The organism is Hallerella sp. (assembly GCF_022776125.1).
GTDB lineage: Bacteria > Fibrobacterota > Fibrobacteria > Fibrobacterales > Fibrobacteraceae > Hallerella > Hallerella succinigenes.
Genome location: NZ_JALFIA010000024.1, coordinates 35927 through 50115, shown reverse-complemented (window position 1 = coordinate 50115; position 14189 = coordinate 35927). Strand labels below are relative to the sequence as shown.

12 protein-coding genes are annotated in these 14189 nt (G+C 49.2%); 11 read left to right on the top strand and 1 reads right to left on the bottom strand.

Annotation, left to right across the window (positions count from 1 at the left end; genetic code table 11):
* Positions 1-26: 26 nt before the first annotated feature.
* The gene (locus tag MR847_RS03680; RefSeq protein WP_287722970.1) at positions 27-1559 is read right to left on the bottom strand and encodes an extracellular solute-binding protein; all 1533 of its coding nucleotides are present in this window, start codon (positions 1557-1559) and stop codon (positions 27-29) included.
* 330 nt (positions 1560-1889) lie between these two features.
* Here MR847_RS03680 and MR847_RS03675 point away from each other — a divergent pair, with 330 nt between their 5' ends.
* The 11 genes from MR847_RS03675 to MR847_RS03625 all read left to right on the top strand — a co-directional run bounded on the left by MR847_RS03675 (position 1890) and on the right by MR847_RS03625 (position 14176).
* A complete protein-coding gene (locus MR847_RS03675) occupies positions 1890-3098 on the top strand; it encodes a multidrug effflux MFS transporter (RefSeq protein WP_287722969.1) in 1209 nt (402 codons plus the stop codon).
* 101 nt (positions 3099-3199) lie between these two features.
* Complete coding sequence (locus MR847_RS03670; RefSeq protein ID WP_287722968.1) at positions 3200-3583, top strand: hypothetical protein; 384 nt, start codon at positions 3200-3202, stop codon at positions 3581-3583.
* Positions 3580-7392 carry an ATP-dependent RNA helicase HrpA gene (hrpA, locus tag MR847_RS03665; RefSeq protein ID WP_287722967.1) on the top strand — a complete coding sequence of 1271 codons (3813 nt, stop codon included), beginning with the start codon at positions 3580-3582 and terminating at the stop codon, positions 7390-7392. The genes MR847_RS03670 and hrpA overlap by 4 nt, the downstream gene beginning before the upstream one ends.
* A gap of 26 nt (positions 7393-7418) precedes the next feature.
* Entirely contained in the window at positions 7419-8231 is an 813-nt protein-coding gene (locus MR847_RS03660; RefSeq protein WP_287722966.1) for a hypothetical protein, read from the top strand.
* An 8-nt stretch (positions 8232-8239) separates the two neighbouring features.
* The gene (locus MR847_RS03655; RefSeq protein WP_100426829.1) at positions 8240-9523 is read left to right on the top strand and encodes a peptidylprolyl isomerase; all 1284 of its coding nucleotides are present in this window, start codon (positions 8240-8242) and stop codon (positions 9521-9523) included.
* A 6-nt stretch (positions 9524-9529) separates the two neighbouring features.
* The gene (ftsE, locus tag MR847_RS03650) at positions 9530-10219 is read left to right on the top strand and encodes a cell division ATP-binding protein FtsE (RefSeq protein WP_100425899.1); all 690 of its coding nucleotides are present in this window, start codon (positions 9530-9532) and stop codon (positions 10217-10219) included.
* A 55-nt stretch (positions 10220-10274) separates the two neighbouring features.
* On the top strand, positions 10275-11486 hold the full coding sequence (locus MR847_RS03645; RefSeq protein WP_287722965.1) for a bifunctional folylpolyglutamate synthase/dihydrofolate synthase: 1212 nt from the start codon (positions 10275-10277) through the stop codon (positions 11484-11486).
* 11 nt (positions 11487-11497) lie between these two features.
* Positions 11498-12052: an aminoacyl-tRNA hydrolase gene (gene pth, locus MR847_RS03640; protein WP_287722964.1), complete on the top strand. Its 555-nt coding sequence runs from the start codon at positions 11498-11500 to the stop codon at positions 12050-12052.
* Between the two features lie 116 nt (positions 12053-12168).
* Positions 12169-13083, top strand: coding sequence for a hypothetical protein (locus tag MR847_RS03635; RefSeq protein ID WP_106519561.1), 915 nt, complete (start codon positions 12169-12171; stop codon positions 13081-13083).
* Between the two features lie 83 nt (positions 13084-13166).
* Positions 13167-13502 carry a 6-carboxytetrahydropterin synthase QueD gene (gene queD, locus MR847_RS03630; protein ID WP_100425903.1) on the top strand — a complete coding sequence of 112 codons (336 nt, stop codon included), beginning with the start codon at positions 13167-13169 and terminating at the stop codon, positions 13500-13502.
* Between the two features lie 2 nt (positions 13503-13504).
* Positions 13505-14176 (top strand): 7-carboxy-7-deazaguanine synthase QueE, encoded by a 672-nt coding sequence (locus MR847_RS03625; RefSeq protein ID WP_277003110.1) that lies wholly within the window; start codon positions 13505-13507, stop codon positions 14174-14176.
* The last annotated feature ends 13 nt before the right edge of the window (positions 14177-14189 follow it).

Below are 14189 nucleotides of genomic sequence, written 5' to 3'. Positions count from 1 at the left end.
GTACCTTTTGACATTAGACTAAACCTTTATTTTTTCCGTTTACGTATGATCGTTACAATGAAGCCGGAGAATACGGCGAGAAGGAAAATGATAGCGGTAAAGCCGATTTGCTTATTGGAACCATCTTTTGCTTCTGCTGAATCTATAGTTTTACTCACAGAATCTACAGCGTTGACTTGATGTGTGGTGACTTTTTTCCAAAGCGCGAGGAACTCGTCTAACCGCATGGGAGGAGTCGTATTGGCCGGAGCGTGCAAGATATCGTTGATCTTTTGGTTGTGAGTTAAAAGCGTGCTGTACATTGCTTCTTCGGAATAGAGACCTCCGATGTCGAGATAGCCCCAAATGTCGCTAAAGAGATTGATCAATGCGCCTTCCACAAGCGTCCATTCCGGAATGTTCGGGTAGTTGCGACCGTCTTCTAAGTGATCGATCAAAACCTTATAAGAAGAATCCTTTGCCCACGTATTCAAAACGTCGGTAACAGGCGGAAGGAATCCGATTTGCTTTGTATAAGCGTGCAGGTTGTCGTCGCGAATGAGGAATTTCAAAAGCTTGACTGCATTGGCGTTCTTCGCTTTGGAAGCCGGGATGGCAAGGTTACTTCCACCGATGAAGCAGACGCTGCCCGCCTTGCCAGCCGGAACCGGCATGATGTCGATGCCATCGGCACTGATTGTCGAAGCGGCAAGACCGCCGATGGCGGCTTCATAACGGATTTGCATCACGAGTTCGGCCGTGTTCAGAATGAAACCGAGTTCGCCATTGTTAAAAAGTTGAACGATTTGTGCGGTATTGTGTCGCAAATTCGCCTTATCCACCAGGGAATCCATCACGAAGTTAAGGTAAGCGGCGATGCCTTCAATCGTGTTCGGGTCCAGGAGGTTAGAATGCCAAGCTCCATGATCATCTTTTTTGACAAAGGATCCGCCTGCGGACCAAACCCACGGAGCGAAGTTATGCGGAATGTTCCAGTCGCTCTTGCCCGGGAATGCGAAGGCTCGAATCTTGAATCCGTCTTTGCTCTGCAGGTTAAGATTATTGATCTTCTTTAAGGATTGGTAGAAACCTTCATAGGTTGCCACATCTTTGGCGGTTATGCCGGCTTTTGCCAAAATGGACTTATTCACCATGAGAGCGCGGGCGTCAATGAACCAAGGAATCGAATAGGTCGCAGAATCACCATCCGTACCGGTGGTCTTCCAGCTGACTTTCATAAAACGCTCTGGTTTGATTTCGGGGAGATAGGCATCGAGTTTTGCCAGCTGGCCGCGAGAGGCGAAATAGGAAACCCAGGTAGTGCCGAGCTGCAAAACATCCGGCGCGTTTTGCTTGCCTTCCAAGACGGAGGTGATCAAACTCCAGGCTTCGCCCCAGTCAAGAACTTTCACCTTGGTTTTTAAGCCAGTCTCTTGTTCAAAAAGCGCAAGACGCTGTTCGAGCATTCCCTGCGGGTTTGCTCCGTTTGGCATAATCCAAACTTCAAGTGGTTGGGCTGCAACCAATCCTGCGATAAGCAGTAGCACAGCTAAAAAACGCAAAAAAACTCTTTGAGGCATAGCCATCTCCTGATAATACAAAACGCAAGCAATGTATGATACAAATCTATATGTAATTGCTTGCGTGCGATGCACAAATTCTTGAAATTTAATAAAAAACGGCAACTTCGTCACAAAAAAGTAAGCTTCCAATGTGATGAAACTCTCTTGCGCAATGGGCAAAAAATTATAAAGAATTCTTTGGAAAAGGTGCGAAAAACGATTCCTGCAGCGTTTGAATTTCTCAAAAATCTTTCTACATTGCTCGACAAAAACAACGCGCTGTTTGTAACGAACGTAAGTCCAGTTGCAAAAGGAAATCGTTGTTTTTTTTGTTTTAAAGAGGTAAAAATGACAGCCACACAAAAGAAATATCCGAACGGTTACGTCTATTTGTCGATTATGCTTGGCATGTTGACCGCGTTTGCACCGTTCGTTACGGACTTCTACTTGCCGGCGCTTCCGTCTCTTACGGATTACTTTAGCGCGAGCGCTTCGTCGGTCCAGATGAGCCTTACCATGAGCATGCTCGGCCTTGCTTGTGGACAGCTTTTGGTGGGGCCGATCAGCGATAAGTTTGGGCGGAAAAAACTGCTGATCGCTTCGCTTGTCGTTTTTTTGGTGACGACTCTTCTTTGCCTTTTTGCACCGAATATCTGGAGCTTTAATCTGTACCGTCTGTTTCAAGGTATGGCGGGTTCTGGCGGTCTTGTGATTTCTCGTTCGGTGACGATGGACTCTTTTCGCGGAAAACTGCTTTCAAAATTCCTTGCACTTGTGAGTGCGATTAACGGGATTGCCCCTGTGACGGCGCCTGTATTTGGCGGAATCCTTTTGAAGTTTACGAGCTGGAAGGGAACTTTTGTCGCCCTACTTGTGATTGGTGTTGTGCTTCTTGGACTTGCTCTTCGCTTTACAGAAACGCTTGCGGAGCGCCGCCGCTCTCAAAAGTCCTTGCTCTCGACTTTTGCACTTTATGGTAAGGTTTTGAAAAATGGGGAATACGTGCGGAACTTGATGATCTTTGTGACGTCGAGCTTTGTTTTGTTCGCCTATATTTCGGCATCGCCTTTTATTTTTCAGGTAGGATATGGCTTTTCGCCGATGATGTTCAGCTTTGTTTTTGCGCTGAATGCGGTCGGGATTGGTGTTGGCTGTGCGCTTTCGAGTCAGTTTAGCGAGGATTTGAAGGCTCTTCGTTTTGGTGCTGTTTTGCTGGTCATCGCTTCGATTGTTGCGTTCTCGCTCTTGTTTGTCAAGGCGGGACCGATTTGGGTTGAGGCTTCGCTCTTTGTGCTGCTCTTTGCGTTTGGCCTTTTGCAGCCTCCAGCGACGGCGCAGACCTTGCGCACGGAACGCGCGAATGGTGGAACGGCGAGTGCTTTGATGGGAGCGCTTGGCTTTATGATGGGAAGCATCGCGTCGCCGCTTGTGGGCGTTGGGGATACGTTCCAAACGCTTGGAATCGCTTTGCTTGTGGGGAGCGTCGCCGTGCTTTTTTCGACTCTCGTGGCGACTTCTTCGCGGTATAAAAAAGTGACAGCCCCGGTCGTTGCTTAAATCGGTGTTTTTTTGGATACAATCCATTCCTTTCGAATAAAAAAAGTACATTGTAAGGTATGGAAAAAATGCATATCAAATGCCCACATTGTGGAAACGAGATGGATGTTTCGCTTCATGGGAAAAAGAGTTCTCTGGTTGTCTGTGTCTGCGGTCGTTGCAAATCGCCGTTGATTACGATGGAAGGGGAAGTTTTTGAACTCGATCGTGAAGAATTTCACACGCTTCGCAAAAAGTTGACGCGCGTCGTCGATGCATTGCGTGAAAGCGCCGAGATGCATCATGACATTTTCCCGCTGCTGAATAAGGTGCGTGAAGCGGCAGCAGCAAGCGAGCTGGAAGCGCTCCAATCCGCTCCGCATCCCGAACCGCCTTCCGCAGAAAAGAATATGAAAACGGACAAGATTTCGCAGGAAGATTTGGACAATCTCCGCATTGACCTCGAAACCTGTAAAGATGTTTCTGACTTTATCGATCGCCTGTGACCGCGGATTATGCACAGCTGAAAATCGAATATCCGGATCTTCCCGTTGTCAAAAAGCGGGCAGAGTTTTTGGAGCTTTTAAAAAAACATCAGGTCGTAATCGTCAAAGCGGACACGGGTTCCGGTAAGTCGACTCAGGTTCCCAAGTTTTTGCTCGAAAGCGGTCTTGCGGCTGGTGGCAGAATCGGTGTGACGGAACCCCGCAGACTTGCGGCGATGTCTATCGCAGACCGTTTGCGTGAAGAATTGAAAGATGAAAATCTTGTTTCGACGCGAATCCGTTTTTTGGAAGAAGGTCCTAAAGACGCTCCGATTAAAGTGATGACGGACGGTATCCTTTTGCAGGAATTCCGCCGGGATCGCCTGTTCAAAATGTATTCCGCAATCATGGTCGACGAAGCGCATGAACGCTCGCTCAACATCGATATTTTGCTCGGCATTTTTAAGGGCGTATTAAAAGAACGCCCGGAGTTTCGATTGGTGATTGCGAGTGCGACCCTTGACGCCAAACTTTTTGAAAAGTTTTATGAAAATTCGGCGGTTCTCGAAGCGGAAGGGCGCATGTTCCCGGTCCAAATCATCTTTGCCGATCCGCAAGAGAATTCCTCTAAGAGCAAAGGCGATTCGGGCCTTGTCGAAGAAGCTCGTGATGCGATTCTTGCTTTGGAAGAAGAACGGAAAGATCACCTGCTCTGTTTTCTTCCCACAGAACGCGACATTCAGGATTTGAGCGCCGAACTGATTCAAAAGCTCGACGATAAAAAGTTTGACGTGCTTTCGCTCTTTGGACGCATGAGTCCTCGGGAACAGAAAAAGGTCTTTCAAAATTCCGGAAAGACGCGCATTGTGCTCGCGACGAATATCGCGGAAACATCTTTGACGATTCCGGGAATTGCGTATGTGGTCGATACGGGAATGGCGCGTGTTTCGCGATACAATCCGCAGACGCGTATCCAAGGACTTCCGGTGGAAAAAATTTCACAGGCGAGCGCCCGTCAACGTACAGGACGTGCGGGTCGCGTCAAACCGGGCGTTTGCGTTCGCCTGTACACAGAAGAAGATTTTAACGACCGCGAAGAATTTACCGAACCGGAAATTCGCCGTTCAAACCTTTCGAATGTGGTGCTGCAACTCCGCAGCCTGAACCTTTCCGTGGAAGATTTCCCGTTCATTCAGCCGCCTCCGAGATCCGCTTTCCGTGGCGCGTACAAGTCGCTGTTTGAACTCGGTGCACTCTCGAGCGTGGAACGCGGTGCGCGTGTGACGCTTTTTGGCGCAGAAATGGCGCACCTGCCGATGGATGTCGCACTTTCTGCCGTCTTGTTAAGGGCGCGGAACGCGGGCGTTTTGCAACCGGCGATTATCGTCTGCTCGGCGCTTTCCATTCAGGATCCAAGGCTTTTCCCGTCGGAAGAACCGATGAAGGAAAAAGCCCGTCGAATGCACAAGGGCATGGGCGGTCACAAGAGCGACTTTTTGACCTTCCTTGCGGAATGGAATGGTTTTTGTAGGGAATGGAACGGTACCACTTGGAATGCGCTTCGCAAGTACTGTGAAAAGCATTTTATGCATTTTTTGCGCTGTCGCGAATGGATCGATCTTTACGAACAATTCTCTCGCATTCTCAAGGTCAAGTTCGGCTCTTATGTTTGTCCGTTTGATTCCTTTCACCGCGATAATTTGCACATTGCCCTTTTGACGGGATTCCTCGGTGGTGTTGCACGCAGGGATCGCGATAATGGTTGCTACCGTCTTGTCGGCGGTCGTGATGCTTACCTTTTCCCGGGAAGCGATCTCGCTGGAAAGTTCCCGGAGTTTGTGCTTTCGGCAGAAGTCCGTGAAACGAGCCGCGTCTTTTTGACGAAAGCTTCGGAGATCATGCCGGAGTGGATCATCAAGGTCGCCAAGGACTTTTGTACTTACCGCTGGTTTGAACCGCGCTGGAATCCGGAACGTGGCTTTGTGGAAGCGGTCGAAGAGGTTTCTTTCCGCGGCATGGTCCTTTCCCGTTCGCACCGCGTCGATTATGGACGCGTGAATCCAGAAGAAGCGGCGCGGATTTTCTTTCTCGAAGCGATCGTCGAAGGGAATATGCCAAGGCCTTTTCCCTTTATGCAGCACAATGAACGCGTTTTGGAAGCGCTGCGTGCGAGCGAAGTGCGTTTGCGACGTTGGGGAATTTGTCCGTCGGATGATCTGCAGGTGGATTATTTGATGGAACGCGCTCCGGGCGTGTTCTCCCTGCAGACGTTAAAAGAATTTATTGCGAAGAATACGGACAAGGCGCTCCGTTATACAGAAGAGGATTGGTTCCACGCTTCGGAAACGGGGATGGAACATTTTGAATCCTTCAAGAACAATCCGGTCATTGCGGCGGCGTACCGTCAAAAGCTTGCCAAGGCGCAAGAAGAGCGCAAGGCGGCGCAACATGGCGGCGTTGTCGAATTTCAGAAAATTCTCGACCGTCTAATTCGATCGGAACTCGTCTTTGATTCAAGTAAAACCTGGGACGGTCTTTCTCTTGAAATCCCGGCGGACTTTTTGCCAAAACTTTCCCCAGCGATTCTTGCCCATGAGCTTTCGAAATGGCGAGCCTGGATGGTGGAAGCGTTCATTCGTGAACTGCCCAAGGGTGACCGTAAAAAGCTCGAACAGAAGAAGGATGACCTGGACGACCGCTTCGTGGATTTTCTCGAAAGGAATCCGCAAAAGTCTCCGCTCATTTCGTTGTACGAAGCCTTTGAAAGCTTTGGAAGTTCCGAAGCTGCGCTTCCGGTTTTGAATCCGCAAAACGAGCATCATCTGATGCTTCATTTGTCTATCACCTCTTCGGAATTTTCCGAAAAATTCCCGTTAGAACTTTCTCCGGAATGGGGCGCCTGCATTTTCTTTGATGCGGTTCGTCCGCTGGTGCAGAAAGCGGCTTTGGCGATGCCTGTGCTTGGCGTTTCTTACGGTTGGAAGCCGCAAGGCGCATTGGCGATGCAGACGGAAGAAGCGGATTTTTGGCAAAGGTTCTATCGCAGAACGCGCTTGGTGAGTCTAGAAGATTCGGCTCTCAAGTCTTTGTTTGAAGCCCGCTTTGCGTTCCTCAATCGCAGGGATGAATCGGGCTGGGCTTTGCGTTCTTTGCTTGCGATGACGGATGCGGAAAAGGAAAAGTTTACCGTCGATTACTTGGACGAAGTGCTTGCGCGGTTCTCCGGAATTGAATTTGCGCGATCACGCAAGGTGCGCTCTTTTGCCGATATTTCGTCCCGGGAAACAACCGCGGAAACGAATTCCCGCGAAGGGCTTTTCCGCTTGGTCTTTGACGCTTCGTATCTCGGCGTGACCGCTTTTGTTCGGGCGTGGGACGCTTTCCGCGAAGCGTTCGTCGGGTTCCGTCGAGGAACAAAGGTCTCGGAAAAACTTCTCCAGTTGGCGTCTCGCCTAGCTGCAGAAGAAAACCTTTACGCTCGTCTGCGGCTAATTTCCGCTTTTGTCTTGCCCGAAAAGGCTTCGGAATGGGGCGAATGGAAAGAGGGGCTTTCGCTTCCGACCGTCAAGAATCTGCGCGAAAAATTTTCCTCGTATTTTGCTGGCCGCTTTTTGAAGGATCATGAGTTGAAAAATGCTCGGGACACGCTCTCGCTCGCCGAAAAGGTGCGCTCGGATGCGGATTCCTTTGATGCGATCGTTTCGCTCCAGATTCTGCTTGAAAACTTTGAACTTTTGCGTTATAAACGCTCCTTCCTTGCCCAGGCTCCCGAAGAAAAGGTCGAAAGGGACGATCTCTTGAAACTTCGGGCACGATTCAAGAGTCGCTGAGATCCAAATTTTCTAATTTGGAAGCGATGCGCTTTTTACTCTTACCGACCCTTTTGTTGACGATGGGCCTTGTCGCGTGCAAGGTTTCAGGTTCGGCTTCGGACCCGACTCTTGCCCGTGTGGAAAATTCGGAATTGAAATTGTCCGAAATGCAGGCAGAAGGAGTCTGGGACTCCCTTTCGATCGAAGAGCGGACTAGCCGAGTGGAGCATTGGATTTCCCGTGAATCGGTTTATGAACGTGCTTTGGAAGATCGGGTGGACGAACGTCCTGAAATCAAGCGCCTGATTGAAGACGCCAAGAAGAAGATCATTCTGGGAGCTTACTTTGCTCAGGTGACGGATACGATTTCGGTTTCGGAAATGGAAGTCGCCGCTTATTACGATGCGCATCCTGAAAATTTTGCTTTGGAATCGGATGTTTACGACCTTGCCGTGGTGACGTACATGAGCGGAACGACGGCCTGGCAGTACTACGGTCCGGCGACGCGCAAGGTGATTACGCAAGCACCTTCCAAGAACTGGCTTGTGCGCGAAGTGGAAACCTTTGATTCGGTGACGGTTGCACCGTTTGACTGCCCGAGTGTAGAACTCGGAACGCTTGCGGTCGGGAAAATTTCTCCGCCGAAGACCTGTGGAAAGCATTTGAAGAGCGTGATCGTGCTTGCTAAGCAGGATTCCGGCTCAGTGCGACCTTTTACGGATGTGGCGGAGCTTGCACAGGTTCTTGCCGCAAACAGCAAGCGCAAGGAATTTATCGCGAACTTTAAGGATGATATCAAGAAGCGTCAGGCGATTTTCGTCTACCCGGAAGAAATTGCCAAATCCGCGACCCATTGAGAATGCTTATGAAGAAATCAAATTTAATCGCTCTCGTTTTGTGGACTGCAAGTTCTCTCTTCGCAGCTCCGGAACTTTTTGAATCCATCGCCGCGATTGTCGACGGCAAGCCGATCATGCGTTCCGAAGTGATGGAAAACCTCTATCAGTTCCAGAATACGGCAGAAGCCTCGGAAAAATCGGAAAAGGAACAGATTGCGTTTGTGCTCGACCGCCTGATTGACGACAAGGTTCTGCTTTCGCGCGTGGACCGCGACTCGATTCGGATTACCGACGACGAAGTCGATCTGCGTGTGACGCAACATTTGCAGAATCTCGCGGCGCGTCAGAATATTAGCATGGAAATCCTCGAACGCGCGATCCGTGCACAGCTCGGCATGAGCATGGTGCAGTACCGGGAAAACCTCGCAAAACAGGTTCGGGAACAGATGACGATTGGCCGTATCCGCCAGCGTTACGTCGGTGGAATCAAACCGACCCGCAAGGAAGTCGCTGAATTCTACGAACATTACAAGGATTCCATTCCTCGTCAGTACAACTGCATGCGCCTTGCGCATATCGCTTTGAAAATTGAACCGAGCCCGATGATTGTGGACTCGGTCAAGAAAATCGCTGAATCGCTCATCGATTCCTTGGATCACGGCATGAGCTGGGAAATTCTCGCCAAGAATCATTCGCAGGATTCTACAGCGGCCAAGGGCGGTGATATCGGCTACTTCCAAAAAGGTCTTTTGGATCCGGTTTACGAACGTGCCATCAAGACGGTTGATAACGGTGCCTATACGCCGAAGCCTGTAAAGACAGAGGGCGGTTGGACGATTATCCGCGTCATCGGTCGCAAGGAAGATGGCGTTCGCACGGCGAAGATTTTTTTGCAGACCATTCCTACGGCAGAAGATACCGCTCGCGTGATGAAGCTTGCAGACTCTCTACGTACCTCTTTGACGACGGATACGCTCTTTGCGGAAGCGGCGAAAAAGTTCAGTTCCGATAAGGAAACGAACTTTAACGGAGGTCGCCTCGGTTGGCTTGAAAAGACGGACGTGGACTCGACGTTCGCTCCGATCGTTTCGAATCTTTCGGTCGGTGAAATTTCGGAACCGTTCCCGGCTGGGGATGCTTTGCACCTGATCCGTATGGATGATATGAAGCAGGTCCGCGATTACAATCTCGACGAAGATTACATGAAAGTGGAAATGTTTGCGATTAACTACATGGAAGATCAAAAACTGCGCGAATTCGTCAAGAAGTGGCGTGAAGAAGTGCATATCGAAATTCGCATGAAGGAATAATTCCGCATGATCCAATTCTTGCATGTGACGAAGACTTACGAGGACAACTGGAAAGCCCTTTGCGATGTCACGCTTCGCATCAACCAAGGTGAATTCGTCTTTTTGACGGGTCACAGCGGTGCAGGAAAATCAACGCTTCTCAAGTTAATTTATATGGACGAACGCCCTGATGAATTCCATGGTGGCGAAGTCATGGTGCAGTTCAATAAAGACCTTGTTTTCGATACGAAAACCGCTACGGAAAAACAGGTCCAGGAACTTCGCCGTCACATGGGAATCGTCTTTCAAGACTTTAAGCTTTTGCCGGACCGCAACGTTTTTGAAAATGTAGCGCTTGCTCTCCGCATTACGGGAACTCCTGAAAAACAGTTGAATTCAAGAGTCTTTGACGCGCTCGCTCTCGTGGGAATTTCCCAAAAGAGGCTCGCTATGCCGTACACGCTTTCGGGCGGTGAACAGCAACGCGTGGCAATCGCTCGCGCCATGGTGCACAATCCGTACCTGATTCTTGCGGACGAACCGACGGGTAATCTCGATCCGGAAAATGCAAATGAAGTCTTCAGGATTTTCAAGGAAATCAACGCTCGCGGTACAACGGTTTTGATGGCGACGCACAACCCGGACTTTTACATGAACAGTCCGTTTCGGCGCTTGACGCTTTCGCATGGCGTTCTTCAGAATCGAGACATCCTTTAATGCTTTCATGAATCTAGCTGGTATAGAATATCTGCATTCCCTAGCGCCTCTTGGAATGACAGGTGATTTAAAAAACATGGAGCGCCTGCTCGAGTTTTTGGAACATCCCGAAAAAAAGTTCCGCACGATTCATGTGGTGGGAACGGATGGAAAAGGCTCGACCTCTTTTTACTTGGCAAATATTTTGACAGCCCACGGCGTTTCTGCGGGGCTTTATACAAGTCCGCATTTGGTGAACGTTCGGGAACGTATCCGCATTGATAACTTTCCGATTGCGGAAGAGGATTTTGACCGTTTGCTGTTGCAGGTAAAGTCTGCGGCAGAAAAAAACGATACGCATGTGTCTTTTTTTGAAGCGGTGACGCTTGTCTGTTTTCTGTATTTTGCAGAAAAGCATGTCGGCGCGGCGGTTGTGGAAGCGGGTCTCGGCGGTCGCTTGGATTCGACGCGAACGGCTTGCGGTGAACTGGCCGTGCTGACGAGCATCGGTTTAGAGCATACGGAATGGCTCGGCTGTACGGAATCTGCGATTCTCCATGAAAAGCTCGGTGTACTTTCTCCTCGGGCGAAAATGTTTATCGGAGGCATCAGCGATGTATTGGTGCAGGATGCGGAAGAATTTGTGAAGGGCATACCGGCAACGGTCGAAAAGCCGAGCGTGCTTAAAGATTTGCAGGTGCCGAATCCAGGTCGCCATTACATAGAAAACGCATCTCTTTCCCTCGCTGCTGCCAGAAGTTTTTTGGGCGAAAAGTTTTCAGAGAAAACGGCTCGGGAAGCGCTCCAAAAGTCCCTATGGATCGGGCGTATGCATAAGCTTTTGGATGCGAACGGAAAGTTCTGTTGGCTGCTCGATGGCGCTCACAATCCGCATGCGGTCAAACGCCTTGCGGAAGCCTTGGATGCCTATTACCCAAATCAAAAGTTTCCCTGCATTTTCGGCGCTTTAAAGGATAAGGCGATTGACGAAATGATTCCGATGCTGGTTCCCCATGTTTCGACGTGGCACGTGACGCGGACCCCTTACGAACGCTTCCGCGAAATCGAGGATGTGGCTCTGGAACTCAAGTCCTTGGGCTGCTCCGTAGGAACTTCTGCACCAATGTCCAAGGCTTTTTTGGAAAAGGTACAGGCAGAATCGAATGCGCCTGTGCTTGTGACCGGTTCCTTGTATATGATCGGTGAAACGATCGATCTTTTGAAAAACGATTTTGAAGATTTGAAGTTCTTTCGTGGCTTCTCGAAGTCCGAAAGTGAAAAACATTAAGGAAATGCTGTATGTATTTGATCGTCGGACTTGGAAATCCCGGAAACCAGTATGAAAATACGCACCACAATGCGGGCTTTATGGCTGTAGAAAAGCTTGCCGATCCGGGCAAAAGCTGGAAGTCGGAATACAAGGCTTTGACGCAAAAAGTGACGGTTGGCGGGGAAGAAGTTCTGCTTGCGAAACCGCAGACGTATATGAACCTTTCCGGCGAAGCGGTTCAGGCCTTGATGACCTGGTACAAGGTAAAGCCGTCTCAGCTGCTTGTGTTTTCGGACGATATCAATTTGGATGTGGGCCGTATCCGTGTACGTGCAAACGGGAGCCACGGCGGTCAGAACGGGCTTCGTAATATTATTGAGCATGTGGGCGACCAGTTCGCACGTGTGCGCTTTGGCGTAGGAAAATGCCCTCCCAAGTGGGATCTTTCGAACTGGGTGCTTGCCAAGTTCCCGCCGGAAGACCGTCCTGTCTTTGACGAGGCGATTGGAAAAATTCCTGCTTTGGTGGAATGTTATTTCAAGAACGGAATCGCCAAGTGCATGGAACGTTATAACGGCAAATAAGGCCTGATATTCCAACTTAAAACAACATTTTTTTTCTCGGTCGAGGTCCTTTTCCGGTAAAAGGATGTATCTCTTTATATAGAGGGAATCATACAATCTTTTGAGGAGGTTCTTCGATGGAAATTTACAAGTTGATCGACGATGTAAACGGTTATTTCGTCTTTGAAAAAGGACAGAACATGGTCCTTGTCGATACAGGTTCGCCGTTCTCTTTTCACTGTGGCTCGGAACCTCTTTCGATCTGTTACACAACCTGTGTGACGGGAAACGATGGCGATATTTCCGAAATGTCGCAGCGTTTGCACAATGTGATTGAAAAGGATGCGAAACTCGCGCCGCTTCGCACGCTCATCGAAGGCTTTAGCTTGGAAAATTTGATCGGACTTTTCCGCTCGCGTCATGGTCAGGCCTTGGCAAAAACGCTCGGGCTGAATATTGAAGCGCTTAAGGCGGCGCATGACGGTGATGCGAAAATGACCGCCAAGGTTTTGGGCATCGATTTCGATGCGATTTCAAAACACGTCGGCGTTCCGATTACCACGATTCTCGGCACGGATTGCCTTTCTAAATTCAAAATCGTGATTGACAAAATCCGGAACCAGATTATGTTCGACACGGAAGAAATTCCGTTTGAAGGATCTTCGATTGCAACAGTAAAGCTTGGCGACTGTATGGGCATTGAAGTCAAGTTGAACGGGGTACCGCGCAAAGTTTTGCTCGATACGGGCATCACATCCTCTTATGCGGATAAGGTTTGGCTTGATGGCTGTGCGGATAAGGGACGCCGTATCGATTATCATCCTTTGGCGGATTATTACACGGTTCCTGTGTTCCGCGCGTTGACAGAATTCGGTGGACGGAATTACCAGGTGAAATACGGGGTGATGCCCGATATTTTGAAGACGAAGATCATGGAAGTGACGGGGCTTCCCAAAGAGGCTGTGCTGGGTGTACTCGGAGCGTCGATTTTAGAAGATCGCCGTTTTTACATCGATTTCAGCACGGATACCTTCTGCGTGGGACCTTTCTAAAATAGCGCCTTTTTCTATATTTGGGGTGCTGAACCGGCGGACAGTTCGAAAACCTCCTGTCATAAAACAAAACTAGGTACCCTATGTATAGAATTTCTAAGCGCTTTGAAATTTCCGGCGCGCACCGACTCCAGCTTTCATACGAAAGCAAGTGCCAAGAGCTCCACGGTCATAATTGGATTATCACCGTTTTTTGCCAATCAAAAACGTTGAATGCCGAAGGCATGGTCGTGGATTTTTCGCATGTGAAAAATGCAATCCAGGAAAAGCTCGATCACAAGTATTTGAATGAAGTGGTGGATTTTAATCCGACCGCGGAAAATATGGCCAAATGGATCTGTGATCAGATTCCGAAATGCTATAAGGTTTCCGTTCAGGAAAGCGAAGGCAATGTGGCAGAATACGCTGTCGACGGTTAGCGATGAAAGTCTCTGAAATTTTCTTGAGCATCGAAGGCGAGGGCATTCGAACGGGTGCGCCTGCCGTTTTTGTACGCCTTTTCGGTTGCAATCTCCATTGTGCCTATTGCGATTCCCTGTATGCGATAGAAGGCTCGGATTTTGCGGAAATGTCGCCTGTTGAAATCTTTGAAAAGGTGCAGTCATTTCGTACAAAGTATGTAACGCTCACCGGTGGGGAACCGCTGATCCATGCGGATGTTCAAACGCTTTTGAAACTGTTGGACGACGCCGGTTTTGAAGTCAATATTGAAACGAACGGAACGCGCCCAAGTCCTGTCGGATACAAGAACGCTTTTTGCACCATGGATTGGAAAAATTCAAGCAGCGGCATGCGGAATGAAAAAAATTTGCAAAACCTTTTGACTCTTGAGGCTCGGGATGTGCTCAAGTTTGTCGTCGGAACGCCTGAGGATTTAGAGGATGCAGTGCATATTGTGGAAATCTTGGAAAAGGAATTCGCTAAGGAAAAACGCCCGCTTCCGGTGCTTTACGTTTCCCCGATTTTTGGATCGATGCCGTACGAGGAAATGGTGAACTGGATTCTTGCAAACGAGGTCTTGCGGCGAAATTCTACCCGCTTTCAGGTCCAGCTGCATAAAATCATCTGGGATCCCTTGGCCCGAGGCGTTTGAAATATGAAAAAAG

Bases quoted from the DNA above. Each gene is read 5' to 3' on its own strand.
- MR847_RS03680 (WP_287722970.1), bottom strand. From the start codon at position 1,559: ATGCCTCAAAGAGTTTTTTTGCGTTTTTTAGCTGTGCTACTGCTTATC.
- MR847_RS03675 (WP_287722969.1), top strand. From the start codon at position 1,890: ATGACAGCCACACAAAAGAAATATCCGAACGGTTACGTCTATTTGTCG.
- MR847_RS03670 (WP_287722968.1), top strand. From the start codon at position 3,200: ATGGATGTTTCGCTTCATGGGAAAAAGAGTTCTCTGGTTGTCTGTGTC.
- MR847_RS03660 (WP_287722966.1), top strand. From the start codon at position 7,419: ATGCGCTTTTTACTCTTACCGACCCTTTTGTTGACGATGGGCCTTGTC.
- MR847_RS03655 (WP_100426829.1), top strand. From the start codon at position 8,240: ATGAAGAAATCAAATTTAATCGCTCTCGTTTTGTGGACTGCAAGTTCT.
- ftsE (WP_100425899.1), top strand. From the start codon at position 9,530: ATGATCCAATTCTTGCATGTGACGAAGACTTACGAGGACAACTGGAAA.
- MR847_RS03645 (WP_287722965.1), top strand. From the start codon at position 10,275: ATGACAGGTGATTTAAAAAACATGGAGCGCCTGCTCGAGTTTTTGGAA.
- pth (WP_287722964.1), top strand. From the start codon at position 11,498: ATGTATTTGATCGTCGGACTTGGAAATCCCGGAAACCAGTATGAAAAT.
- MR847_RS03635 (WP_106519561.1), top strand. From the start codon at position 12,169: ATGGAAATTTACAAGTTGATCGACGATGTAAACGGTTATTTCGTCTTT.
- queD (WP_100425903.1), top strand. From the start codon at position 13,167: ATGTATAGAATTTCTAAGCGCTTTGAAATTTCCGGCGCGCACCGACTC.
- MR847_RS03625 (WP_277003110.1), top strand. From the start codon at position 13,505: ATGAAAGTCTCTGAAATTTTCTTGAGCATCGAAGGCGAGGGCATTCGA.